Raw genomic sequence first — 21,670 nt, forward strand, 5'->3', positions numbered from 1 at the left:
TGCTTTCATCATTTCTGCACAACTTCTGCACATACTTTGATGATTTTTATGTCATGATATATTCATCAAGTGAAATATTTCACAAGAAATGAAATATATTTTCACTGCGGTGTATGCATAATTAACACATACATCGATACAAAATTGTCTCTTGTTATTCTTTTACATCGAAGCCCACATTACACTACAAAGTATAACAAGAAGGGGACAGGAACATGAATAATCGATTATTAAAACAACTACAAAACATGAAAATGAACAAAAAAAGTCTAGGAGCTGTTGCATTAACAGCTGGAATTATTGGCACGACACTTATTCCTCAAAACGCATACGCGCACGGTTTTGTTGAAAAGCCTAGCAGCCGATCTGCTTTATGTAGTCCAACCTATGGTGCACTAAATGCAAACTGTGGAAGTGTTATGTATGAACCACAAAGTTTGGAAGCTCCAAAAGGGTTCCCGCAAGCTGGCCCAGTTGATGGCCAAATCGCTTCTGCGGGTGGTAAATTTGGTGGTGTTTTAGATCAACAAACAGCTGATCGTTGGTTTAAAAATACAATCACAGGCGGGGAAAATACTTTTACTTGGAAATATACAGCGCCTCACTTAACAAGTAAATGGCATTACTATATTACAAAAAAAGAATGGAACCCAAATAAAGCGCTCACAAGAGCAGATTTAGAACCAATTGGAACTGTACAACATGATGGTTCTGCAGCCTCAAATCATTTAACTCACAAAATCAATGTGCCTACTGATCGTAGTGGATATCATGTGATTTTAGCAGTATGGGATGTAGCTGATACAGCAAATGCATTTTATAATGTAATTGATGTTAATCTTATTAATGATGTGAAACCGGACATAGAAGCTCCAAGTAGTCCAAATGGAATTCAGACACAAAACGTAACAGCGAATAGTATAGAACTAACGTGGAACGCTTCTACGGATAATGTAGGGGTAAAAGGGTATCAAATCTTCCGTAACGGAGAGATGATTGATACAGTACCAGGAACTCATTTTATTGATAAAAAATTACAACCAAGTACAGAATACTCTTATACTGTAAAAGCAATTGACTCAGCTGGAAATGTATCGAAAGAAAGTGCAGCGCTTACAGTAAAAACAACAGTTGAGGCGCCTGATACAGAAGTACCAACACAACCAAAAGGATTACATAGTATGGGAACGACAGCGTCAAGTGTGGATCTAATGTGGAGTCCCTCTGACGATAATATTGGTGTAGACCATTACGATATTTATAGAGAAACAGAAGGATCATTGAAAAAAATTGCAACATCCAATACGACTTCTTATATGGATAAAAATTTACTTCCTAATACTACTTATAAATATGTAGTGAAAGCTGTTGATGTAGCTGGAAATGAATCTGTACAGAGTGATATATTCACAATTACTACAAAAACTGAAAGCGCTTCATATGAAGAGTGGAATGCAAAGAAAGCATATGAAAAGGGAGATAGAGTTCTACACGAGGGAAAAGTATATGAAGCTGTCCAGAGTTATCAAGGAAATGGGGATCCAAACTGGATTTATGCCTTATCATTATGGAAAACAGTGTAAGCTTTACCTAGATATGAACTAAGAGATGATGGGCTTTGATGCAAAAGAAAATCTTGAGAATTCACTTTTCTATTTATAAAAAAGGGTAGTATATAAATTCATATACTACCCTTTTTATTATGATAGTACTTTCGTCATAATAACGTGCGGAATACCATCTTCAATAAATACATCAGAAGAAGTTTGATAATCTAATTTTTTATAAAATCCTTCAGCTTGTGTTTGACCGTGTAGTTTTACTTTTGTAGCTTCTTTGTCACGAGCAATTTCTTCTAGCGCTTTGATTATTACTTTTCCTAATCCGTATTTACGATAGCCTTTTAAAATACAGATGCGTTCTAATTTTCCTGCACCGTCAACAAATCGTATACGACCTGTACCTACAGGAAGATCGTTATAATAAACTAAAATATGTTTGCATTTCTCACCAATTTTATCGAATGTATCGAATTCATCTTCAAGAGGGACATTTTGTTCTTTTACAAATACTTCTTTTCGAATATGAAAGGCAGTTTCTAAATCTGTAAGTTCTGTTATGATTTTGGAGTGCAAATTGTTCAGCCCTTTCTAGAGTGATGTTCTTTTGTTTTCATAGTATATCATACTTCAACATTATTTTATTTTTTGTGCTTGAACAATAAAAAAGATGGAAGTTAAATTTTTCATAAAATAAATGATTTTGAGTTTCTGACGTCAAAAAGAATATATTATGAACTAACGCCTGCAATCAATATGGAAAAGGAGAGGCTGTATAATGTCATTATTAATAACTACATTATTTCTTATTTTCCTTTCTAATTTCATTATTCATATTCTGTTAAAAAGCAAAATAAATAAAATTACCCTCAATTTTGTTAGTGGTGTAGTAATGTTACCTGGTATACCTATATTTTGGTTCATTATATATAGCCGTAAAACAACATCTAATGATTTTTACTTTCCGTTAATTGTTACAGTAATTTTTATTATAATGTTTGTAATTCATACAATTAGATTCGTTACTAATGACATGAAAAAAAGGATGAGGAAGCACCTCATCCTTTTTAACTACACGGAATAAAGCGGATTTATAATTCCTCTATTCCGTTTTCAGTTCCAATAATCGCCTTGCTAGTCATATTAACAAACAACCCTGTTTCAACTACACCTGTAATCATTTTTAATTGAGTGTGTAAATTGGCTGGATTAGATATGTTATGAGGGAATATACAATCGATAATCATGTTTTTGTTATCGGTAATAAACGTTTCGTTATTTTTTAAACGTAACGTTGTTTGACAACCTAAAGATTGAATTTTCCTTTCGGTTTGTTTCCATGAAAAAGGTATAATTTCAACAGGTACTGGGAAAGTACCTAAATGTGTTACAAGTTTCGATTCGTCAGCAATAATAATTAGTTCTTTGGAGGAAGTGGCAACAATTTTCTCGCGAAGTAATGCGCCACCACCACCTTTTATAAGTTGTAAATTAGCATCAATTTCATCCGCTCCATCAATTGTAAGATCAAGGCTTTGTACGTCGTTTAACGAAATTAGAGAGATATTTAGTTGTTTAGCTAATACTTCCGTTTCTTTTGACGTTGGTACAGCTTGAAATGCTAAGCCTTCTTTTACACGCTCACCTAATTTTTGTATCGTCCAATATACAGTAGAACCTGTGCCAAGTCCAACTTTCATCCCATATTTTACAAAGTTTGCAGCATATTCACCAGCGAGCTGTTTTAAATTCAGCATATTATTCTGCTGGACGTGGGCCTGCATCTAGACCTGAATTTTCCACTGTAAGTATAGGACGAACGACTATATCTTTATGTACGTGCATTTGGCATGATAAACGTAAGTGATCTTCAATTCCTTTTTCCGTAATTGCATTTTTTTCATTAGAACTTGCTTCACAAAACTCACCTGCTATAATTTCTACTCTACAAGTTGTGCAGCGTGCTTTCCCACCGCAGCGATGGAGAATGTGTACACCGTTATCTTCGATCGCTAATACTAACTTTGTGCCTTCTTTTACATCAAAAGTTCCCGCACCTTCAATTGTTAATTTTGGCAAATTTGTTCCTCCTCACGTAAAATTGTACATAACATATTTATGACCGCGAATTATTGAACATAAACATAATTTTTTTATATGCCCCGTAACTTTTTTATTTGTTTAATCGTTAATTAAGTAAGCGCTGAAAAGGAGTGGTTATTTTGTGCACAAAAGTAACTCATATTTTAAAGAATCATATCGATATGAATCATTCAAATATAAACTTTTTAATTGAGCAATATGGAGAATTGAAAAGGTACTGTACATTTTTAACGAAAAACAAATGGGACGGCGAAGATCTTGCTCAAGAAACAGTTTGTAAAGTTCTTCAAAAATATAGTAATAAAGATATTTGTATGACGCTTGTATATAAAATAGCTAGAAATCGCTGGATAGACCAGATGAAATCAAAATCAGTCCATGAAAAAATAAAGGAACAAATTATTTTTGATGCCCCACAAGAGAACATTGCAGATTTGCATGAAATGGTAGGGAAAGTATTATCGTCATTAAATGTACAACAATCCACAATTTTATTATTAAAAGATGTTTTTCAATATAGTATCGCTGATATTGCTAAAGTATGTTCCGTATCAGAAGGTGCGGTAAAAGCCTCTTTATTTCGGAGTAGAAATAGGCTGAAAACTGTAAGCGAAGAAGGGATAGAGATTGTCGAATTCACAGATGATATTGAAGTTGTAGTAACGTCTATTCGTGAGGAGAGACCAGAATTATTAACGAAACTCCTTCCGACAATAGATTTTACTAAGTTACCATCTATACAGCCAGTCTTATTGTTTTATGCGAAAAACCCTTCTTCCTACAGTTGTATGCTTTGCGTTGCATAACAATTATTGGAGGGATTTAAAATGAATGCAATTCCATATGTAGTAGAACAAACGAAATTAGGAGAACGTTCCTATGATATATATTCAAGGTTATTAAAAGATCGTATTATTATTATCGGTTCAGAAATAAATGATCAAGTAGCGAGTAGTGTCGTAGCTCAATTATTATTTTTAGAAGCGGAAGATGCAGAGAAAGATATATATTTATACATCAATAGCCCAGGTGGTTCAACAACAGCGGGTTTTGCCATATTAGATACGATGAATCTCATTAAACCAGATGTACAAACGCTATGCATGGGATTTGCAGCATCATTTGGTGCATTGTTATTATTATCAGGTGCAAAAGGAAAACGGTTTGCGCTCCCTAACAGTGAAATTATGATTCATCAGCCACTTGGTGGTGCGCAAGGCCAGGCAACAGAAATTGAAATAACAGCGAAAAGAATACTAAAGTTAAAGCGTGATATTAATAAAATGATTGCAGAAAAAACGGGGCAATCGATTGAAAGAGTAGCACATGATACAGAAAGAGATTATTTTATGACTGCTGAAGAAGCGAAAGAATATGGGATTGTAGATGATGTTGTTACGAAAAAATAAGATAAAACAGGCTAGAGGAATAGCATATCCTCTAGCCTGTTTTATTAATCTTTTACCCATTCATCAACTAGCGCTTGATTCTTTTCAATCCATTTGCGCGCCGCTTCTTCAGGGTCTTTCGTTTTATTTAACATGACCATTAATGTACCAAGTTGTTCATCGTTCATTTTCCATTTGTCAAAGTATTTCACGATATCTGGATAATCTTTTTCGAAACCTTTACGAACAGAGTAATAAATATCATCTTTTTCACCATATACTTTCTTAGGGTCTTTTAAATATTTTAAGTCAAATTCTGAAAAGCCCCAATGCGGATTCCAAAGCGTAACAGCGATTGGTTTCTTTTTCGTATATGCTTTCTTTAATTCACTCATCATCGCAGCTTCAGAAGATTGGACAAGTTTTAGTTTAATATCATATTCCTTCATCGCTTTATTTGTTAAATTCATAAGACTACTGCCGGGTTCGATACCGACAATTTTGTTATCTAGTTCATCTTTATGAGCATTTAAATCCTCAATACTGTTAATGTTTTTCATATAAGAAGGGACGACAAGGCCAAGTCCAGTACCTTCATACCATTTTGATTTTAAGACTATATCATCTTTATAACGAGCATTTAGCGGTTTATCTGTAACAGGTAGCCATACTTCTAAATTAGCATCAACATCACCGCGAGCAACGCCAGTCCAAATTGCAGCTTTTTCTAAGTACATGAGCTCAACTTTGTAACCTTTTTGTTCTAATAAAACTTTCCACATGTTTGCCGTTGCAATGTTTTCTTTCCAACTTGTTACACCAAGTTTAATTTTTCCTTTCGAATTTGCATTTGTTGCATTACATGAAGAGAATATCATAGTAATAAATAATGCAAGGCATATAAGCCATATTTTCTTTTTCATCGAAACCCTCCTAAGAAATGTTTGCCTTTTTAAATAAATGTATAAGTAAGCATTCTTATTATGAACGGAAACGCGAATTTTAAAGAAATCTTATGAATGTCATTTTTATGTAATATTTCTTTGTAAAATCGCAACACTATATGAATAGATGGGTAGAAAAGGAGTAGTGACATGGATAATACAAAGGTGCGTGTTGAAAACGTAACAAAAGTATTTGGGAAACACCCGCAAAGAGCGCTGTCTTTATTAAAAGAAGGAAAAAGCAAATCGGAAATTTTGAAAGAGACAGGAATGAACGTTGGTGTAAAAAAGGCAACCTTTGAAGTATATACTGGAGAGATTTTCGTTATTATGGGTTTGTCTGGTAGCGGGAAATCTACGTTAGTTCGGATGTTAAACCAATTAATTAAACCAACAGCGGGGCATATATACATAGATGGTGAAGATATCGCAACGATGGGAAAAGAAGAGTTGCGAAGAGTGAGAAGAACGAAGATGAGTATGGTGTTTCAAAAGTTCGCTTTATTTCCACATCGTACAGTGATACAAAATGTTGCGTACGGGTTAGAAATTCAAGGAGTTCCAGTAGAGGAACGAGAGAATAAAGCGTTAGAATCGCTACAGTTAGTAGGACTCGATCATCATAAAGATAATTATCCAAGTCAACTTAGTGGCGGTATGCAACAACGTGTTGGAATCGCAAGGGCATTAACAAATAATCCAGATGTATTGTTAATGGATGAGTCATTTAGTGCATTAGACCCACTGATTCGAAAAGAAATGCAAGATGAGCTGTTAGAATTACAAGATAAAATGGAGAAAACAATTATTTTTATTACACATGATTTAGATGAAGCTCTTCGAATTGGAGATCGTATCGCATTAATGAAAGATGGAGAGATTGTCCAAATTGGAACACCGGAAGAAATTATGATGAGTCCTGCCAATGAATTTGTAGAGAAATTCGTAGCGGATGTAAATTTAGGAAAAGTAATTACGGCGGAATCTATATTAAAACGACCGGAGACTTTATTAATTGATCGTGGACCGCGTGTAGCACTTCAAATTATGAGGAACGCTGGCGTTTCTACTGTGTATGTTGTTAACAAAAAGTATGAGTTTTTAGGGATATTAACGGCAGATGATGCGAGTAAAGCCGTTCAAAAACAGTGGCCAATTGCTGATTTATTACTTACCGATATCCCGCATGTGTATTTAGATACTTTACTTGAAGAAACGTATGCGAAAATGGCGGAGATGAAATATCCGTTACCAGTAATTGATGAGAAGAAAAGGCTTAGAGGAATTATTAAACGCGAAAGTGTCATTCAAGCTCTTGCAGGTAATATTGAGGAAGAGGTGAAAGACGATGAGTAGTATACCACGTATTCCATTAGGGGAATGGGTCGATTCATTTGTTGCAAGTTTATATGAGCACCTTGAAGGCTTATTCCGAGGATTCTCTTATATTATCGGTGGATTCGTTGATTTACTCACTAATTTTTTAACAATAATACCGGCCATATTGATGATTATTATCCTTTGTTTCCTCATTTGGTACACAACGAGAAAGGTATCTTTAATTATTTTTACACTGATTGGTTTATTATTTATTTTAAATATTAACTACTGGGCACAGACGATGCAAACATTAGCACTTGTACTTACGTCTGTTATTATTTCAATTATTGTAGGAATCCCAATCGGAATTTTAGCTTCTCAAAATGAACGATTCTCAAAATTTTTAAAACCGACATTAGACTTTATGCAAACAATGCCGGCTTTCGTATATCTTATTCCTGCAATTACATTTTTCGGAGTAGGTGTAGTGCCTGGGATTATCGCATCCGTAATCTTTGCAATGCCACCGACAATTCGTTTTACTGACTTAGGAATTAGACAAGTTCCAGAAGATTTAATTGAAGCAGCGAATGCATTTGGCTCTACCGCATCACAAAAATTATTTAAAGTACAATTACCACTCGCAACTGGAACAATCATGGCTGGTGTGAACCAAAGTATAATGCTTTCTTTATCGATGGTAGTAACAGCATCTCTTGTAGGAGCGCCAGGTCTTGGAGTTGATGTATACCGTTCTGTAACACAAGTTAATATTGGAATGGGATTCGAAGCCGGACTAGCTATTGTTGTCATTGCGATTATATTAGACCGCATTACACAAGGATTTCATCAAAAAAGAAGATGAAAGGAAAACACACTTTATTATACAAAGTGTGTTTTTTGTTCAAAAAATTACATACGAACGATAACAGAACCGCCAGCTGGTGTGCAAACTTGGTTTTGTTGTTGTTCCATGGATTTAATTAATTGATTATTTTCGTCGATTAATGAGATTAGTTTCGCTAATTGACTTTCAAGACTTGCAATACGCTGCATCATATATTGTGAATCTTGATGCAATGTATTCCTTACGGGATGGGGGGAATATACATATTGTTGATTTATATTTGGATTCCAACGAGGATGCATTTGAATCGTTCCTCCTTAAATGACTTACTGATATTTCTTATAGTAAATGCCTATATATATTTAATGGTTACTTGAAATTTTTCATTATAAAAGGAGTATGTACAGAAAATGGAAAATATTATATGTGAAGTTATAGTGCATTTTTTGGAAATATTCAAGTGAGATAGTGAATATATTAATACATTCAAGTAAATGTATGTTATTTAGGGAGAAATGATGGGAGGAGATGCAATTTTGGCTAAAAATAATAAAAGGAATGATGCCTTGGCAATAGGTGTCGGTATAGGGGTTGTAATCGGTGTATTTCAAAGCTTTTTTACTAATAATTTAGTAATCGGAATTGTGATTGGAATCGTAATTGGGATTGCGTTTTTGAAGAAATAATAAGGTGCAAATTTATTTCAAAAATTGCCGAATTGAAAGAATGAATTTTCGGAATATAAATCCTATTTTTCCTTTTTTTATGATATTATTAATAAAAAGGATGGTGATGGATATGTCAACAAATAATCAAGTAGAACGAAAATGCTTTATTTGCGAGAAACATAAAGGAAATATTACAGTTCCGGGTGGAGCTATTTATGAAGATGAACTCGTTTATGTTGGACATGTCCACTGGGATAGTGAAGAAACATACCTTGGTTATGTAATGATAGATATAAAAAGACATATACCTGGTCTTGCTGAACTAACAGATGAGGAAGCGAAAACGTTCGGACTTATAACAAGTAGAGTAAGTAAAGCGTTAAAAGAAAGCGAAGGTGCAGAGCATATTTACACTTTTGTTTCAGGAAATGGTGTACCACATATGCACATGCACATCATACCGCGTTATCCAAATACACCCAAAGAATTTTGGTCACCAACTGAAGTAGCGAAATGGACTGATGCGCCATATGGTGACGAAGAGAAAATCAAAAAAATATGTGAAAGAATACGAAAGTATATGGTAAATGAGTATGCATACAACAAATAATAGACAATATTCATGGGTTGGAAATACAGAAATGTGTTTAGGAGAAATTTCAGTTAAACAATATGGTGACGTTGTACTTGGAAAATACGGTGGGAATATAAGCGCCGGAGCAAAAAAGAACGAAGATGGTGCGTTAGTTTGGTCAAATGGTGATTGGGAATTTGCAGCTATTTTAGATGGACATAATAGTGCGGAAAGTGTTGATTTAGTAGTAAATACAATCCAAAAAGAATATGAAAATATAAAAGTAATGATGAATGAATCGATTGATACAGTATTTCGATCTGTTGAAAATCATCTACTTACAATCTTTCAATCCCTCTCATTTAAAGAAAAGTGCAAAAGAGTAAAAGGGGAAACAGCGTGCTTAATATGTGTAAGAAAAGAAAACTACATATGGTGGTTATCTATTGGTGATTGTTTAGTTTATGTATTTCATGAAGAGTTACATAAGTTAGGACAATATGCATTAAATCAACGTCATTTTTACGAATGGATTGGAAATATAAACACATTTAATTTACCAGTCCCTTGCTATTCAACAGGAATTCGTGAATTACGTGCTGGAAAGAATCGAATTGTAATAGTCACAGATGGGGTATTAGAATGCGGGGAACGTCATTATGAAACACCATTGAATCTGTATAATGATATGAACGGAAGTAATGTAGAACTAAAAGAAAATGTTCATAATGTTTTAGAACACGTTCATCAGCAATTAGGGAGAGATAGTGCGACTATTATTAGTTGGGACGTAGAGAACAAAATGAGTACTACGTATCCGAGTGATCAGCCGGAGAAAATCCAGACGATAAGATAAAGGAGGTGATCTCTCTAATGCATGTGAAAGTAATTGTATTAGTTTTATGGATCATATTCTTATTTGTTTTAGAAAATATAGTGAGAAAAAGGCTAAATATACCGAAACAAAAAGGATGGAATAATAAATATGTAAATAAGCTGCATAAATGGGGAAACAGGATTATTATTTTTTCGTATATAGTAGTTATAATTATATGTTCTTCTCTTTCGAACCCTCTATACATGGGCTTCCTACCCTTTCTGTTTTTAATTACGTTGTATAGTTTCGAATCATATATGGAATGGAAATATGATAGAGAATCAAGGGAGTTTTTGATGTCCTTAGGCGGAGTTGTATCACTATTGATAACGGGGATAATTCTATATTTCCTTATTTAATACGTATTGATTAAGACACTATGGCAATATCACAAAATGAGCAATTATAGGGAGAGAAGAAATGAAAAGTCCTCGATTACGTGCTGAAGTAATGATTTTAAATGAAGATCATTCTAACGTACTTGTACAATGTGATTTAAGAGAAACATTTTATCGTTTTCCAGGAGGTTACATTGAATTTGGTGAAACAGCAAAAGAAGCAATAGTAAGAGAATTAATAGAAGAATACAATTTGAAGATTGATGTTCAAGAATTGGCAGTAGTAAATGAACATATTTTCGAGTGGGACAACGAAAAAGGACATCATTGTACATTGATACATAGGGGAATTGTTAAAGACCGGGGAATAAATGAAATTAGACATAAAGAATATGAGGATATTATATTAATTTGGAAAAATATAAATGAATTAAAGGAGAGGTCCACATATCCTGAAGGAATTGTAAGTTATTTAGAAGAGAATAAACGTAATATAGTCCACTCTATTTCTAAAAATAAATAAAGTAATAAGAAGGGGGGATAACAATGGGTATTTCTACAATCTTGATTATTATTATTGGACTGGCTATAGGAGGTTACTTTTTAGAACAGTGTTTAAGAATAAAATTAAATATGGAGAAAAGAGGCTTCTTCGGATATAAGCATGTGAATAGTTTACATGTAAAAATAGAAATAGGACTTATTATTATTTATATAATAGGTAGTTGTTATTATATGTTTAAATTTGAAAACTCTAAAATGGCTTATGTCATGTTCATTTATTTAGGGATATCATCGACTTTAAGAGCATGGATGGAATGGAAGTATGATAGAGAATCAAAAGAATATATACTCTCGATAACGGGAATGGTTGCATTTATATTGATGCTCTCAATACTAGTTTATTTCGTTCCACCTGCTGCATAATAAGGTGATTATTGATGGTACAAATCAAGAGTTAACTAATAAATAAGAAACCATTGAGTAGTAAATGGTTTCTTATTTAAATTTATCATTTATTTTAGCTATAATAGATGTAACGAAATTTGTTTTATCCTCAGCATATTTATGTTTATCATTAGGATTAGCTTGTGAAAGTTGAATCTTTAACTGTTCATACTGTATACGAGAAGTCTTATTGTTTATTAAGTAATCTCTGAATTGTAATTGTTCTATTAAATATGTATTTCCTTGTTCATACATATGAATTTGATGAGTTCGTGGTTCTCCTTTATTAAAATAATATCGTTCAGGTAGTACATCTTTTCTGTATTTATAGTTTAGCAGTTCTAACTTTTTAATACATGTTAAACCGTCCGTATAATCTTCTAATTCGATTGCAATATCAATAATTGGCTTTGCACTTAAATGTGGAATAGAGGTACTACCAATATGGTGTACTGCTAAAATATGTTCGCCAATTTGTCCCTCAATGAATTGTTTCTCTTTCATAAATTCAATTTCCCATTGTTCAGTCCACGGAACTAAAAACACTTTTCCATACGGTAAACCTAACATTTAATTAGCACCTCTTTCAAAATGTTTATCAAAAAAGTTAACTACATTTTCTTAAAGGTTCTCAATACAAGGTATTCCCACAATCTCCAAGGAAGAATCCTCTTCGCAAAGATCATAAATTTTACACCTTTTCCAATTGGATATCGTAAATTCGTACGCTTAGATTCAGCAATTTCTACAATTTTATTAGAAACATCTATCGGATTACCAAATGTATCGCTGCCGCTATTAATATGTTTTTGTATTTTATCCATATATTCTTTGTAAGGAGAAGTAGTTTCAGATTGGTTTGTAGCTAGTTGTTTACCCACTTCCCATATGTTTGTGTTATAAGAACCTGGTTCCACTAATATAACATCTATTCCGAACGGTTTTACTTCTAAATGAAGTGATTCACTCCAGCCTTCTAACGCATATTTTGAAGAAACGTAAGGAGATAGACCAGGGAATCCAACTTGACCACTAATGCTGCTTATATTTATGATTTTTCCACTTTTTTGTTCTCTCATATAAGGTAATACAAGTTGAGTAATTGATATAGCTCCAAAAAGGTTCGTTTCAAATTGTTTACGGTATTCCTCTACTGGAATTTCTTCTACAAAGCCCCCATGTGCATATCCTGCATTATTAATGAGAAGATCTACTCTATTTATTTCTTTTATATATAATTGAAAGTTATGTATAGAGTTTTGATCGGTTACATCTAATTGTTGAACTGTTATGTTTTGTTGTAAGTTCAGTTTAGTAGCTTGAGATATTAAATCTTCTTGTTTATTAAGGTTTCGCATTGTAGCTATGACTAAATAGTCTTTTTTCGCAAGCTCAAGTGTTGTTAAAAGACCGAAACCACTTGAAGCCCCGGTTATAACTGCGATTTTTTTATCCATTTTCCGCCAGCTTTCTTTTTCTTTTATCATAACGAGTTATGATAAGAAAATCTATTATTCTTACATTCGTTTTGAGAGCAATACCCGTTAATTCTATATTCTATGAGATTTTTAAAAAAGGGAATTATAAAGACTCAGCGTATATAGAGAAGTGAGTATGAATATGTTAATGAAATGAGGGGAAAAAATGGCCCATGTGAAAGATGTTTTAGCAGATCAATTATTAGCGAATGCAAACGATCCTAGTTGGTATATTCCATTTTCAGATGCAGTGAAAGATCTACCTGAGAGAGAAGCTTTCTGGAAACCGAATGAAGAGAGTAATAGTATAGCTGAAATTGTACAACATTTACTGTATTGGAATTCAACGTGGCAAACTAGGTACAAAGAATCGAATGTGGATGCCGTGCCCGCTATTGGTGATAATAACAAAAGTTTTATGCTTTCAAATAATCAAACCTTCGATGAGTTAAGAGAAAAACTACTAGAGAAACTGTTACAATGGCAAAAGCTTATAAATGAAGAGAAGGTTGAAAGTGATGTAGTTGGATTTCCTGTTTCTGCAAAGTGGTGGGAAATATTAGCAAATGTAACAACTCATAACGCTTATCATATTGGTCAAATTATTTACATCCGGAAGTTACAGAAGAGTTTTGATAATGAATAAGATAATCATTCTAACATTAAGTGAACAAAAGTGGACAAAACGAGACATATGTCTCATTTTGTCCACTTTTTTATTTCTAAAGGAAAGAGAAAACCGATGAAATCAATGATTAGAATTTGGCACAGTACTTGCAATATAAAAGATGAACAAGAAAATAGGAGGGCTGGACATGTTAAAAACAACTGAAAGTAAAGGGAATGAAATTACGAAAGAACAAGCTCGTTGGATGTATGAAAAAATGTTAGAGATTCGTAAGTTTGAAGATAAGGTGCATGAATTATTCGCCCAAGGCGTTCTGCCAGGTTTCGTTCATTTATACGCAGGTGAAGAAGCGGTAGCAGTTGGTGTATGTGCCCACTTAACGGATCGTGACAGTATTACAAGTACGCATAGAGGACATGGACATTGTATCGCAAAAGGCTGTGATTTAAACGGGATGATGGCTGAACTTTTTGGGAAAGTGACAGGGTTATGTAAAGGTAAAGGCGGTTCCATGCATATTGCCGATTTAAATAAAGGAATGCTTGGTGCAAATGGGATTGTAGGCGGAGGTTTTCCACTTGCTTGCGGCTCAGCATTAACAGCTAAATATAAAGGAACGAAAGATGTGAGTGTTTGCTTCTTCGGTGACGGAGCAAATAATGAAGGGACATTTCACGAAGGGGTTAACTTAGCAGCGATTTGGAAGTTACCAGTTATTTTTATCGCCGAAAATAACGGTTACGGTGAAGCAACAACATTTGAATATGCGTCAAGTTGTGATTCCATTGCAGATCGAGCAAAAGCTTACAATATTCCAGGTGTTCAAGTGGATGGAAAAGATTTACTTGCAGTATATAAAGCCGCGGAAGAAGCAGTAGAACGTGCGCGTAATGGTGGTGGTCCAACAATAATTGAATGTATGACATATCGCAATTACGGTCATTTCGAAGGTGAAGCACAAACGTATAAAACTTCAGAAGAAAAAGAAGAACATTTAAATGAAAAAGATGCGATTGTGAATTTCCGTAAGCATTTAATTCATAAAGCGCTATTAACTGAATCTGAACTTGTCGATATGGAAAAGGCAGTAGATGAAGCAGTGCAAAGATCAATTGAATTTAGTGAAAATAGTCCATATCCAGAGGATGAAGAATTATTAAAAGATGTATACGTTTCTTACAAATAAGAGGAGGGTGAAAAATAATGACTAGAACAGTAAGTATGTCAACTGCAATTAATGAAGCGATGAAAATATCAATGCGTCGTGATGAAAATGTAATTTTAATCGGAGAAGATGTTGCAGGCGGTGCACAAGTTGATCACTTGCAAGACGATGAAGCATGGGGCGGTGTGCTTGGTGTTACGAAAGGCCTTGTACAAGAATTTGGTCGAAATCGTATTTTAGATACACCTATTTCAGAAGCGGGTTATATGGGAGCGGTAATGGCAGCTGCTGCAACAGGATTACGTCCGATTGCTGAATTAATGTTTAATGATTTTATCGGTAGTTGTCTTGATCAAGTATTAAACCAAGGCGCAAAGTTCCGCTACATGTTCGGTGGTAAAGCAAAAGTGCCAGTTACAGTACGTACGATGCATGGTGCTGGTTTTAGCGCAGCGGCACAGCATTCACAAAGTTTATATGCGTTATTTACGAGCATTCCAGGTATAAAAGTTGTCGTTCCTTCTACTCCGTATGACGCAAAAGGTTTATTATTAGCAGCAATTGAAGATGACGATCCAGTTATCTTCTTTGAAGATAAAACACTTTACAATATGAAAGGCGAAGTACCAGAAGAATACTATACAATTCCATTAGGGAAAGCAGATATTAAACGTGAAGGTTCTGATGTAACAATCGTCGCAATTGGAAAACAAGTTCATACAGCACTTGCAGCTGCTGAGCAATTATCGAAAAAGGGACTTGAAGTAGAAGTAATTGATCCACGTTCTTTATCACCATTGGATGAAAATACGATTTTAGCATCTGTTGAAAAAACGAATCGCCTAATTGTTATTGACGAAGCAAATCCAAGATGTAGTATCGCAACGGATATTGCAGCAATTGTAGCGGATAAAGGATTCGATTTGTTAGATGCACCTATTAAACGAATTACAGCACCACATACACCAGTTCCGTTCTCTCCACCACTTGAAAAGTTATACTTACCAACGCCGGAAAAAGTAATTGAAACCGTATCAGAAATGATCGGAGACCAATCTTTATTACATGTGTAATGAAACGATGAGAAGGGAGAGAGAAACATGGCTGTTGAAGTTGTAATGCCAAAGTTAGGTATGGCGATGAAAGAAGGTATTATTACGAGCTGGAATATTAAAGCAGGTGATAATGTAGAAAAAGGTGAACTAATTGCTAGCATTAACTCGGAAAAAATCGAAACTGAAATAGAAGCACCAGCGGATGGAACTGTCCTTGATATAGCTGTAAGTGAAGATGAGGGAGTGCCGCCGGGTACTGTAATTTGCTATATCGGTAAGCCGAACGAAAAAGTAGAAGTCTATGAAAATACAAATGTTGTAGAAGAAAAAACACCTAATGCAGAACCTAAAAATATACAACATCCAGAACCATATGCGAAAGAAGTAGCGAAGCAAAGAATCAAAATATCTCCGGTTGCGAAAAAGATTGCAAAAACTGAAAATCTTGATATTAGATCATTAATTGGTACAGGACCTGGAGGAAGAATAACAAAGGTAGATGTTTTAAAGGCACTTGAGGAAAGAGTTGCAATTCCAGAAGTACTTGAACAAGAAGAAAGTAAAGTCATTCCTGTGACTGGTATGAGGAAAGCAATCGCAAACCGTATGCATGCAAGCCTACAAAATAGTGCGCAATTAACATTAACGATGAAAGTAGATGTGACAGATTTAGTAGCTTTACATAAAGACATAGCGGAAGTTGTACAAAAACGATACGATAAACTAACCATTACGGATTTCGTTTCTCGCGCTGTTGTATTAGCACTTGCGGAGCATAAAGAAATGAACAGCGCTTATATAGATGATGCAATTCATCAATTTGAACATGTTCATTTAGGCATGGCAGTCGCGTTAGAAAAAGGATTAGTCGTTCCGTCTATTCGCTTTGCTAATAATTTATCTTTAGTAGAGTTATCTAAAGAAATTAAAATTGTGGCACAAAAAGCAAGAGAAGGTAATTTAAGTAGTGACGATATGCAAGGGACAACCTTTACAATTAGTAATTTAGGTAGCTTTGGGATTGAATATTTCACACCAGTATTAAATACACCTGAAACTGGTATTTTAGGTGTTGGTGCAATTGAACATGTTCCTGTATATAAAGGGAAAAAATTAAGAAAAGGAAGTATGTTACCTTTAAGTTTAACATTCGATCATCGTGTATTAGACGGCGCACCAGCAGCTGCATTTTTACGCACAATTAAACGTTATTTAGAAGAACCTGTAACAATTCTTTTATAAAGAGAAGGTGAGAGAATGAGTAAATTAGTCGTTATTGGAGGCGGACCTGCTGGCTATGTAGCGGCAATTACCGCGGCTCAAAATGGGAAAGATGTCACTCTTATTGATGAAGCTGATCTTGGCGGGACTTGTTTAAATGTTGGTTGCATGCCTACAAAATCATTGTTAGAAAGTGCGGAAGTGCATGACATTGTGAGAAAAGCGAATAATTACGGAGTTACGCTTAACAAAGGAAGTATATCAATTGATTGGAAGCAAATACAGGCGAGGAAATCACAGATCGTAACGCAGCTTGTCCAAGGAATTCAATATTTAATGAAGAAAAATAAAATAAAAGTTATACAAGGTAAAGCGAAATTTGAAACGGATCACCGTGTACGAGTTACACACGGTGATAAAGTAGATGTAGTAGATGGAGACCAGTTCATTATAGCAACAGGTTCAGAACCGACTGAATTACCTTTTGCTCCATTTGATGGGAAGTGGATTTTAAATAGTAGCCATGCAATGTCCCTAGAAAATATACCGAAATCATTATTAATCGTTGGCGGTGGTGTAATAGGTTGCGAGTTTGCAAGTATTTATAGTCGTCTTGGAACAAAAGTTACGATTGTTGAAATGGCACCGCAATTATTACATGGTGAAGATGAAGATATCGCACATATTTTAAGAGATAAACTAGAAAATGATGGCGTAGAAATATTTACAGGAGCTGCTTTAAAAGGATTAAATAATTATAAGAAGCAAGCTTCATTTGAATATGAAGGAAGTATCCAAGAAGCCAATCCGGAATATGTTCTCGTTTCTGTCGGCCGAAAACCACGTGTACAAAAATTAGATTTAGAAAAAGCAGGTGTTCAATTTTCAAATAAAGGAATTTCTGTGAATGAACATATGCAAACAAATGTATCACATATTTACGCAGCAGGTGATGTGATTGGTGGAATACAACTTGCTCACGTTGCTTTCCATGAAGGAACGACAGCAACGTTACATATGAGTGGAGAAGATGTGAAAGTTAACTATCATGCAGTACCTCGATGTATATACACATCCCCAGAAATCGCAAGTGTTGGTTTAAACGAAAAAGATGCAAGAGAACAATACGGTGATATTCTTATAGGAGAATTTCCTTTTACAGCGAACGGAAAGGCGCTTATTATTGGAGAACAAACGGGTAAAGTAAAAGTTATCGTGGAACCTAAATATCAAGAAATTGTTGGGATTTCTATTATCGGTCCTCGTGCAACCGAACTAATCGGACAAGGAACTGTAATGATTCATACAGAAGTTACCGCTGATATTATGAGAGATTATATTGCAGCGCATCCAACTTTATCTGAAGCGATTCATGAAGCGTTATTACAAGCTGTAGGGCATGCTGTACATGCTTAAATAGAAAATTAATAAACCACTATTCTCTAAATGAATAAGAGAATAGTGGTTTGAATTTTTACAGGGAAAATTGAATATCTTATTATTTTTTTACGTCAATCGCTGAAGTAATATCGTTCCAATCAGCAGCTAAATTAGCAGTTTTACCGTACCAATCAGCATGTTTGAATACAACACCTTTTCCATAGCCTTGTGTTGAAGTATGCTCCCAAAGTGTCGTTGAATAACTTGCTGAAGGCGATGCTGTACTTACAGAAGAAATTCTGTCATTCCAGCTAGAAGGTAAGTTTTTAAAACCGCTGCTCCAGTAAATATATTGGCCACCTTTATCTTTATGTTCATAAAAATCAGTACTACCAGCACCGCTACCTAAAGGATTAATTTTATTTTTAAGTACTTTTTTATCCTTTTCAATATAAGCATCTAATGTTTCGCGGCTAGTAAAACCGTAAGCTAACCAATCTCCATTTTCATTTTGCTCTGGTAATACCATAGTAATTTGGATATCTTTCTTGTCCTGATCACTTAATTTTGTAAGTGAATTAACATCCTGTTCATCCACTTTTAAATAATCAAAAGACTTAATTGTGTTAGCTTTTTCTTCAGCACTTGCTACTCCAAGTCCTCCAGTGAATGCAAATCCCGCTACTAGTGTACCTGCTACTAATTTCTTCAACATATAACCATCCCTTTTTGTTTAGATTTTGTACAGGTGAAACTTTGTACTAGTAAAATGTATTCTAATTATAAACTATTGTAAATATTCTGAAGTTTTAGAAAAAAAGGCGGAATATTTATAGTTTTGCATTTTTTCTTTAGAAAAAATAGTTATTGGAATGATATAATAAATAGATGTATTGCTTTTGTGGGATGTTAAAATGTTTTAGGGGTGGTGCGATTGAAGAATTTCACTGGAGATTGGTATAAAGAAATGCAAATTATAGAATTTGTAAGTTTTATAGAGTCTATAAAAGAATGGTCAGAAATGGATATACAAAGTTTAATAGAGGAAATAAAGGAAAACAGATTTATTAAAATTCCTTCCTGAATCCATACACCCATTTATTCATAACACCATAATTAATTCAGAATATCCTTCTAGTGAATTGAAAAAACTTATGAAAGAATGGATAGAGGATTGTGAGAAAAGAAGGGCTCATTTAGATCGATTCTACTTAGAGCAATTCCATTCGATTAAGAAAAAACTCCCAACAAATGTTATTCAGTTACATGATTACTCACTACATGACAGTGTAGTCAAATCAGTAGAGAGAATATCAAAAGATACGCTAATTATTATATTAGATTGCAGTGGTACTTGCAGTGAATTTGATAAACTGGAAGTAACTTTTACAGGCGTAACGAAATGTTCTATTCCGGAAGATTTTGAAGGTGCTTGGTGGTTATGTCATGAAATAGATCTTACTAATGAAGGGTTCGAATTGGGTGTATTATTTGATGGCCCATTTGAAGAAGTGACAATTTGTGCAAAAGACGTATTGCTTGAGATAGGTAACTAGTAAACTTTATAACTTTACAAACAAAAAAACAGTCTTATAAGACTGTTTTTTATTTAGATGCTAAATTATCAAGTTTCCAATATATATCTGTTAAAGGGCAGCTTTGCTATATATATATTATTTAATTATTTTGGTGAAGTTTTCAAGTTAAAAAGGATAGAAAGAGGGAGAATACTGTATAAAACGGAATAAATAAGAATTGAAAATATTGTAAAACGGAAGAGACATGCATATAATTAAAATAAGGATGAGATTTCAGAATCTTCAATAACGGCGGTGGGTATATGTTTACTGAAGAGCGTAGAGAGAAAATTTTGGAGTTACTTAAGAAAGATGGAAGGGTAATTGCTAAAGATCTTGCGGAAAGTTTCGATATGTCTATTGATTCGATAAGAAGAGATTTATCTATTATGGAGAAGGATGGCTTGTTAAAAAGAACGCACGGAGGTGCAATCGAACTGACGCGAGTGAGAAACTTAGCTGCCGAACCAACGAAACGTTATCGTGATATTTCAATAGAGGAAGATGCGATTGCGAAAGTTGCTGTATCCTACATACAAGAAGGTGATTCCGTTTTTATTGGCGGGGCTTCTATTCATTATGCCATGTTAAAATACTTACCTGAAATGTCATTTACAGTGATTACGAATGCTTTAGAAATTGCTAGTACCTTACGGGAATATAAGAACATTGATACATACTTAATTGGTGGAAAGGTGAAACCATCAGGGAATATGACAGATACACTTGCCTCTGAAATGATAAGTAGATTATCTATTGATCTTTATTTCTCTACAGGTGGTGGCATTTCATTGAACGGTATAAGTACTGCAACTCCGGAAGTTGCTTATTTTGGAAAAAGAGTAAGTAAAATTGCTAGAAGAAATATTTGTTTAGCTCCTCATAAGAAACTTGGAAGAGACTGCTTTATAAAAGGAGAGTCACTGATAGAAATTGACCTTATAATAACAGATGAAGAAGCTAGTAAAGAAACGATTCAACAATTTGAGAAACAGGGTAAAGAAATTATAATCGCATCAATAGACTGCATTTAAAAGGAGTTTGTAATGATTATAAAAGGACAAGAGTTTCATATAAATGGATTAACTTATACAATTCGTTCTGCATCTGAAACGGATGCTGAGCAGTTATCAGAAATTAGAGTTCAGATCGATGGCGAAACTGAAAATATGGATAGAGAAGCTGGAGAGGGATTTATAAATAAGATAGGGTTTCAAAAAATAATAAAAACAGATAGTGAAGAGATAAAGAATCTGTTTTTAGTTGCAGAAGTGCACAACCAAATCGTAGGATTTTCAAGATGTGAAGGATCAAATTTGAAGAGATTATCCCATAAGGTAGAATTTGGTGTTTGTATTTTAAGAGAGTTTTGGGGATATAGAATCGGTAAGAGTCTCTTGCAACAATCTATTCAGTGGGCTGATGAAAATGAAGTGAAAAAGATATCATTACAAGTGCTAGAGACAAATGAAAAAGCTATTCAACTTTATAAAAAATTAGGTTTTGAAGTAGAAGGTATTTTGAAAAATGACAAAAAGCTGTCGGATGGGAAGTATTATAATACGGTTGTAATGGGAAGATTCATAAAAGAGGTGTAGTG

General features: G+C 34.2%; 26 protein-coding genes and 1 pseudogene. 19 read left to right on the top strand and 8 right to left on the bottom strand.

Annotated elements, in window-relative coordinates; all coding sequences use genetic code 11:
• Positions 1-215: 215 nt before the first annotated feature.
• The gene (locus AC1DMU_RS05885; protein ID WP_088063682.1) at positions 216-1,583 is read left to right on the top strand and encodes a lytic polysaccharide monooxygenase; all 1,368 of its coding nucleotides are present in this window, start codon (positions 216-218) and stop codon (positions 1,581-1,583) included.
• Positions 1,584-1,700: 117 nt separating this feature from the next.
• Here AC1DMU_RS05885 and AC1DMU_RS05890 read toward each other — a convergent pair whose 3' ends face one another.
• The 3 genes from AC1DMU_RS05890 to AC1DMU_RS05900 form a co-directional block, all read right to left on the bottom strand.
• Positions 1,701-2,135: a GNAT family N-acetyltransferase gene (locus AC1DMU_RS05890; protein WP_088063681.1), complete on the bottom strand. Its 435-nt coding sequence runs from the start codon at positions 2,133-2,135 to the stop codon at positions 1,701-1,703.
• A gap of 515 nt (positions 2,136-2,650) precedes the next feature.
• A complete protein-coding gene (gene rpiA / locus AC1DMU_RS05895; RefSeq protein ID WP_088063930.1) occupies positions 2,651-3,313 on the bottom strand; it encodes a ribose-5-phosphate isomerase RpiA in 663 nt (220 codons plus the stop codon).
• Positions 3,314-3,317: 4 nt separating this feature from the next.
• A complete protein-coding gene (locus AC1DMU_RS05900) occupies positions 3,318-3,638 on the bottom strand; it encodes a 2Fe-2S iron-sulfur cluster-binding protein (RefSeq protein WP_001125375.1) in 321 nt (106 codons plus the stop codon).
• A 143-nt stretch (positions 3,639-3,781) separates the two neighbouring features.
• Between AC1DMU_RS05900 and AC1DMU_RS05905 the strand changes: the two genes are divergently transcribed.
• Both AC1DMU_RS05905 and clpP read left to right on the top strand, forming a co-directional pair.
• Positions 3,782-4,468 (top strand): RNA polymerase subunit sigma-70, encoded by a 687-nt coding sequence (locus tag AC1DMU_RS05905; RefSeq protein ID WP_060486724.1) that lies wholly within the window; start codon positions 3,782-3,784, stop codon positions 4,466-4,468.
• A gap of 21 nt (positions 4,469-4,489) precedes the next feature.
• Positions 4,490-5,071, top strand: a complete 582-nt coding sequence (gene clpP / locus AC1DMU_RS05910) for an ATP-dependent Clp endopeptidase proteolytic subunit ClpP (RefSeq protein WP_000991621.1) — start codon at positions 4,490-4,492, stop codon at positions 5,069-5,071.
• 44 nt (positions 5,072-5,115) lie between these two features.
• Here clpP and AC1DMU_RS05915 read toward each other — a convergent pair whose 3' ends face one another.
• A complete protein-coding gene (locus tag AC1DMU_RS05915) occupies positions 5,116-5,973 on the bottom strand; it encodes a glycine betaine ABC transporter substrate-binding protein (RefSeq protein ID WP_048547352.1) in 858 nt (285 codons plus the stop codon).
• A gap of 171 nt (positions 5,974-6,144) precedes the next feature.
• Here AC1DMU_RS05915 and AC1DMU_RS05920 point away from each other — a divergent pair, with 171 nt between their 5' ends.
• Both AC1DMU_RS05920 and AC1DMU_RS05925 read left to right on the top strand, forming a co-directional pair.
• Entirely contained in the window at positions 6,145-7,350 is a 1,206-nt protein-coding gene (locus AC1DMU_RS05920) for a quaternary amine ABC transporter ATP-binding protein (RefSeq protein WP_000370614.1), read from the top strand.
• Positions 7,343-8,179, top strand: a complete 837-nt coding sequence (locus AC1DMU_RS05925) for an ABC transporter permease (RefSeq protein WP_000095064.1) — start codon at positions 7,343-7,345, stop codon at positions 8,177-8,179. The genes AC1DMU_RS05920 and AC1DMU_RS05925 overlap by 8 nt, the downstream gene beginning before the upstream one ends.
• 47 nt (positions 8,180-8,226) lie before the next feature.
• Here the strand turns inward: AC1DMU_RS05925 and AC1DMU_RS05930 are convergent, their stop codons facing one another.
• On the bottom strand, positions 8,227-8,463 hold the full coding sequence (locus AC1DMU_RS05930; RefSeq protein ID WP_137013974.1) for a hypothetical protein: 237 nt from the start codon (positions 8,461-8,463) through the stop codon (positions 8,227-8,229).
• A 216-nt stretch (positions 8,464-8,679) separates the two neighbouring features.
• Here AC1DMU_RS05930 and AC1DMU_RS05935 point away from each other — a divergent pair, with 216 nt between their 5' ends.
• The 6 genes from AC1DMU_RS05935 to AC1DMU_RS05960 all read left to right on the top strand — a co-directional run bounded on the left by AC1DMU_RS05935 (position 8,680) and on the right by AC1DMU_RS05960 (position 11,545).
• Positions 8,680-8,847 carry a septum formation initiator gene (locus tag AC1DMU_RS05935; protein ID WP_142291755.1) on the top strand — a complete coding sequence of 56 codons (168 nt, stop codon included), beginning with the start codon at positions 8,680-8,682 and terminating at the stop codon, positions 8,845-8,847.
• A gap of 40 nt (positions 8,848-8,887) precedes the next feature.
• Positions 8,888-9,439 (top strand): HIT family protein, encoded by a 552-nt coding sequence (locus AC1DMU_RS05940; RefSeq protein ID WP_142291774.1) that lies wholly within the window; start codon positions 8,888-8,890, stop codon positions 9,437-9,439.
• Complete coding sequence (locus tag AC1DMU_RS05945) at positions 9,417-10,259, top strand: PP2C family serine/threonine-protein phosphatase (protein ID WP_137035753.1); 843 nt, start codon at positions 9,417-9,419, stop codon at positions 10,257-10,259. Before AC1DMU_RS05940 ends, AC1DMU_RS05945 begins: the two co-directional genes overlap by 23 nt.
• Before the next feature lie 17 nt (positions 10,260-10,276).
• Entirely contained in the window at positions 10,277-10,639 is a 363-nt protein-coding gene (locus tag AC1DMU_RS05950) for a DUF4181 domain-containing protein (protein ID WP_000558206.1), read from the top strand.
• Positions 10,640-10,700: 61 nt separating this feature from the next.
• Positions 10,701-11,141 (top strand): NUDIX domain-containing protein, encoded by a 441-nt coding sequence (locus AC1DMU_RS05955; protein ID WP_088063678.1) that lies wholly within the window; start codon positions 10,701-10,703, stop codon positions 11,139-11,141.
• Between the two features lie 23 nt (positions 11,142-11,164).
• Positions 11,165-11,545: a DUF4181 domain-containing protein gene (locus tag AC1DMU_RS05960; RefSeq protein WP_060486726.1), complete on the top strand. Its 381-nt coding sequence runs from the start codon at positions 11,165-11,167 to the stop codon at positions 11,543-11,545.
• Positions 11,546-11,617: 72 nt separating this feature from the next.
• Here the strand turns inward: AC1DMU_RS05960 and AC1DMU_RS05965 are convergent, their stop codons facing one another.
• Positions 11,618-12,136 (bottom strand): GrpB family protein, encoded by a 519-nt coding sequence (locus AC1DMU_RS05965; protein ID WP_088063677.1) that lies wholly within the window; start codon positions 12,134-12,136, stop codon positions 11,618-11,620.
• A gap of 41 nt (positions 12,137-12,177) precedes the next feature.
• Complete coding sequence (locus tag AC1DMU_RS05970; protein WP_218824977.1) at positions 12,178-13,023, bottom strand: oxidoreductase; 846 nt, start codon at positions 13,021-13,023, stop codon at positions 12,178-12,180.
• Positions 13,024-13,210: 187 nt separating this feature from the next.
• Between AC1DMU_RS05970 and AC1DMU_RS05975 the strand changes: the two genes are divergently transcribed.
• The 5 genes from AC1DMU_RS05975 to lpdA all read left to right on the top strand — a co-directional run bounded on the left by AC1DMU_RS05975 (position 13,211) and on the right by lpdA (position 18,529).
• Positions 13,211-13,690, top strand: a complete 480-nt coding sequence (locus tag AC1DMU_RS05975; RefSeq protein ID WP_060486729.1) for a DinB family protein — start codon at positions 13,211-13,213, stop codon at positions 13,688-13,690.
• A gap of 169 nt (positions 13,691-13,859) precedes the next feature.
• Positions 13,860-14,858 (top strand): acetoin:2,6-dichlorophenolindophenol oxidoreductase subunit alpha, encoded by a 999-nt coding sequence (gene acoA / locus AC1DMU_RS05980; protein WP_088063675.1) that lies wholly within the window; start codon positions 13,860-13,862, stop codon positions 14,856-14,858.
• 17 nt (positions 14,859-14,875) lie between these two features.
• The gene (gene acoB, locus AC1DMU_RS05985; protein ID WP_088063674.1) at positions 14,876-15,910 is read left to right on the top strand and encodes an acetoin:2,6-dichlorophenolindophenol oxidoreductase subunit beta; all 1,035 of its coding nucleotides are present in this window, start codon (positions 14,876-14,878) and stop codon (positions 15,908-15,910) included.
• A 27-nt stretch (positions 15,911-15,937) separates the two neighbouring features.
• On the top strand, positions 15,938-17,134 hold the full coding sequence (locus tag AC1DMU_RS05990) for a dihydrolipoamide acetyltransferase family protein (RefSeq protein WP_088063673.1): 1,197 nt from the start codon (positions 15,938-15,940) through the stop codon (positions 17,132-17,134).
• A gap of 15 nt (positions 17,135-17,149) precedes the next feature.
• Positions 17,150-18,529: a dihydrolipoyl dehydrogenase gene (lpdA, locus tag AC1DMU_RS05995; protein ID WP_088063672.1), complete on the top strand. Its 1,380-nt coding sequence runs from the start codon at positions 17,150-17,152 to the stop codon at positions 18,527-18,529.
• 82 nt (positions 18,530-18,611) lie between these two features.
• Here lpdA and AC1DMU_RS06000 read toward each other — a convergent pair whose 3' ends face one another.
• Positions 18,612-19,208 carry a hypothetical protein gene (locus AC1DMU_RS06000; RefSeq protein WP_088063671.1) on the bottom strand — a complete coding sequence of 199 codons (597 nt, stop codon included), beginning with the start codon at positions 19,206-19,208 and terminating at the stop codon, positions 18,612-18,614.
• Positions 19,209-19,427: 219 nt separating this feature from the next.
• Here AC1DMU_RS06000 and AC1DMU_RS06005 point away from each other — a divergent pair.
• The 3 genes and pseudogenes from AC1DMU_RS06005 to AC1DMU_RS06015 all read left to right on the top strand — a co-directional run bounded on the left by AC1DMU_RS06005 (position 19,428) and on the right by AC1DMU_RS06015 (position 21,668).
• Positions 19,428-20,049 (top strand): annotated as a pseudogene (locus AC1DMU_RS06005) (DUF4085 family protein).
• Positions 20,050-20,333: 284 nt separating this feature from the next.
• Positions 20,334-21,104 carry a DeoR/GlpR family DNA-binding transcription regulator gene (locus tag AC1DMU_RS06010; RefSeq protein WP_088608816.1) on the top strand — a complete coding sequence of 257 codons (771 nt, stop codon included), beginning with the start codon at positions 20,334-20,336 and terminating at the stop codon, positions 21,102-21,104.
• Positions 21,105-21,116: 12 nt separating this feature from the next.
• A complete protein-coding gene (locus tag AC1DMU_RS06015; protein ID WP_088063670.1) occupies positions 21,117-21,668 on the top strand; it encodes a GNAT family N-acetyltransferase in 552 nt (183 codons plus the stop codon).
• Positions 21,669-21,670: the final 2 nt, after the last annotated feature.

This window comes from Bacillus sp. 01N45 (assembly GCF_056399205.1).

Coding starts and splice junctions, on each gene's coding strand:
- AC1DMU_RS05885 (WP_088063682.1), top strand. CDS start 216: ATGAATAATCGATTATTAAAACAACTACAAAACATGAAAATGAACAAA.
- clpP (WP_000991621.1), top strand. CDS start 4,490: ATGAATGCAATTCCATATGTAGTAGAACAAACGAAATTAGGAGAACGT.
- AC1DMU_RS05915 (WP_048547352.1), bottom strand. CDS start 5,973: ATGAAAAAGAAAATATGGCTTATATGCCTTGCATTATTTATTACTATG.
- AC1DMU_RS05920 (WP_000370614.1), top strand. CDS start 6,145: ATGGATAATACAAAGGTGCGTGTTGAAAACGTAACAAAAGTATTTGGG.
- AC1DMU_RS05925 (WP_000095064.1), top strand. CDS start 7,343: ATGAGTAGTATACCACGTATTCCATTAGGGGAATGGGTCGATTCATTT.
- AC1DMU_RS05930 (WP_137013974.1), bottom strand. CDS start 8,463: ATGCATCCTCGTTGGAATCCAAATATAAATCAACAATATGTATATTCC.
- AC1DMU_RS05935 (WP_142291755.1), top strand. CDS start 8,680: ATGGGAGGAGATGCAATTTTGGCTAAAAATAATAAAAGGAATGATGCC.
- AC1DMU_RS05940 (WP_142291774.1), top strand. CDS start 8,888: ATGAATTTTCGGAATATAAATCCTATTTTTCCTTTTTTTATGATATTA.
- AC1DMU_RS05945 (WP_137035753.1), top strand. CDS start 9,417: ATGAGTATGCATACAACAAATAATAGACAATATTCATGGGTTGGAAAT.
- AC1DMU_RS05950 (WP_000558206.1), top strand. CDS start 10,277: ATGCATGTGAAAGTAATTGTATTAGTTTTATGGATCATATTCTTATTT.
- AC1DMU_RS05955 (WP_088063678.1), top strand. CDS start 10,701: ATGAAAAGTCCTCGATTACGTGCTGAAGTAATGATTTTAAATGAAGAT.
- AC1DMU_RS05960 (WP_060486726.1), top strand. CDS start 11,165: ATGGGTATTTCTACAATCTTGATTATTATTATTGGACTGGCTATAGGA.
- AC1DMU_RS05965 (WP_088063677.1), bottom strand. CDS start 12,136: ATGTTAGGTTTACCGTATGGAAAAGTGTTTTTAGTTCCGTGGACTGAA.
- AC1DMU_RS05970 (WP_218824977.1), bottom strand. CDS start 13,023: ATGGATAAAAAAATCGCAGTTATAACCGGGGCTTCAAGTGGTTTCGGT.
- AC1DMU_RS05975 (WP_060486729.1), top strand. CDS start 13,211: ATGGCCCATGTGAAAGATGTTTTAGCAGATCAATTATTAGCGAATGCA.
- acoA (WP_088063675.1), top strand. CDS start 13,860: ATGTTAAAAACAACTGAAAGTAAAGGGAATGAAATTACGAAAGAACAA.
- acoB (WP_088063674.1), top strand. CDS start 14,876: ATGACTAGAACAGTAAGTATGTCAACTGCAATTAATGAAGCGATGAAA.
- AC1DMU_RS05990 (WP_088063673.1), top strand. CDS start 15,938: ATGGCTGTTGAAGTTGTAATGCCAAAGTTAGGTATGGCGATGAAAGAA.
- lpdA (WP_088063672.1), top strand. CDS start 17,150: ATGAGTAAATTAGTCGTTATTGGAGGCGGACCTGCTGGCTATGTAGCG.
- AC1DMU_RS06000 (WP_088063671.1), bottom strand. CDS start 19,208: ATGTTGAAGAAATTAGTAGCAGGTACACTAGTAGCGGGATTTGCATTC.
- AC1DMU_RS06010 (WP_088608816.1), top strand. CDS start 20,334: ATGTTTACTGAAGAGCGTAGAGAGAAAATTTTGGAGTTACTTAAGAAA.
- AC1DMU_RS06015 (WP_088063670.1), top strand. CDS start 21,117: ATGATTATAAAAGGACAAGAGTTTCATATAAATGGATTAACTTATACA.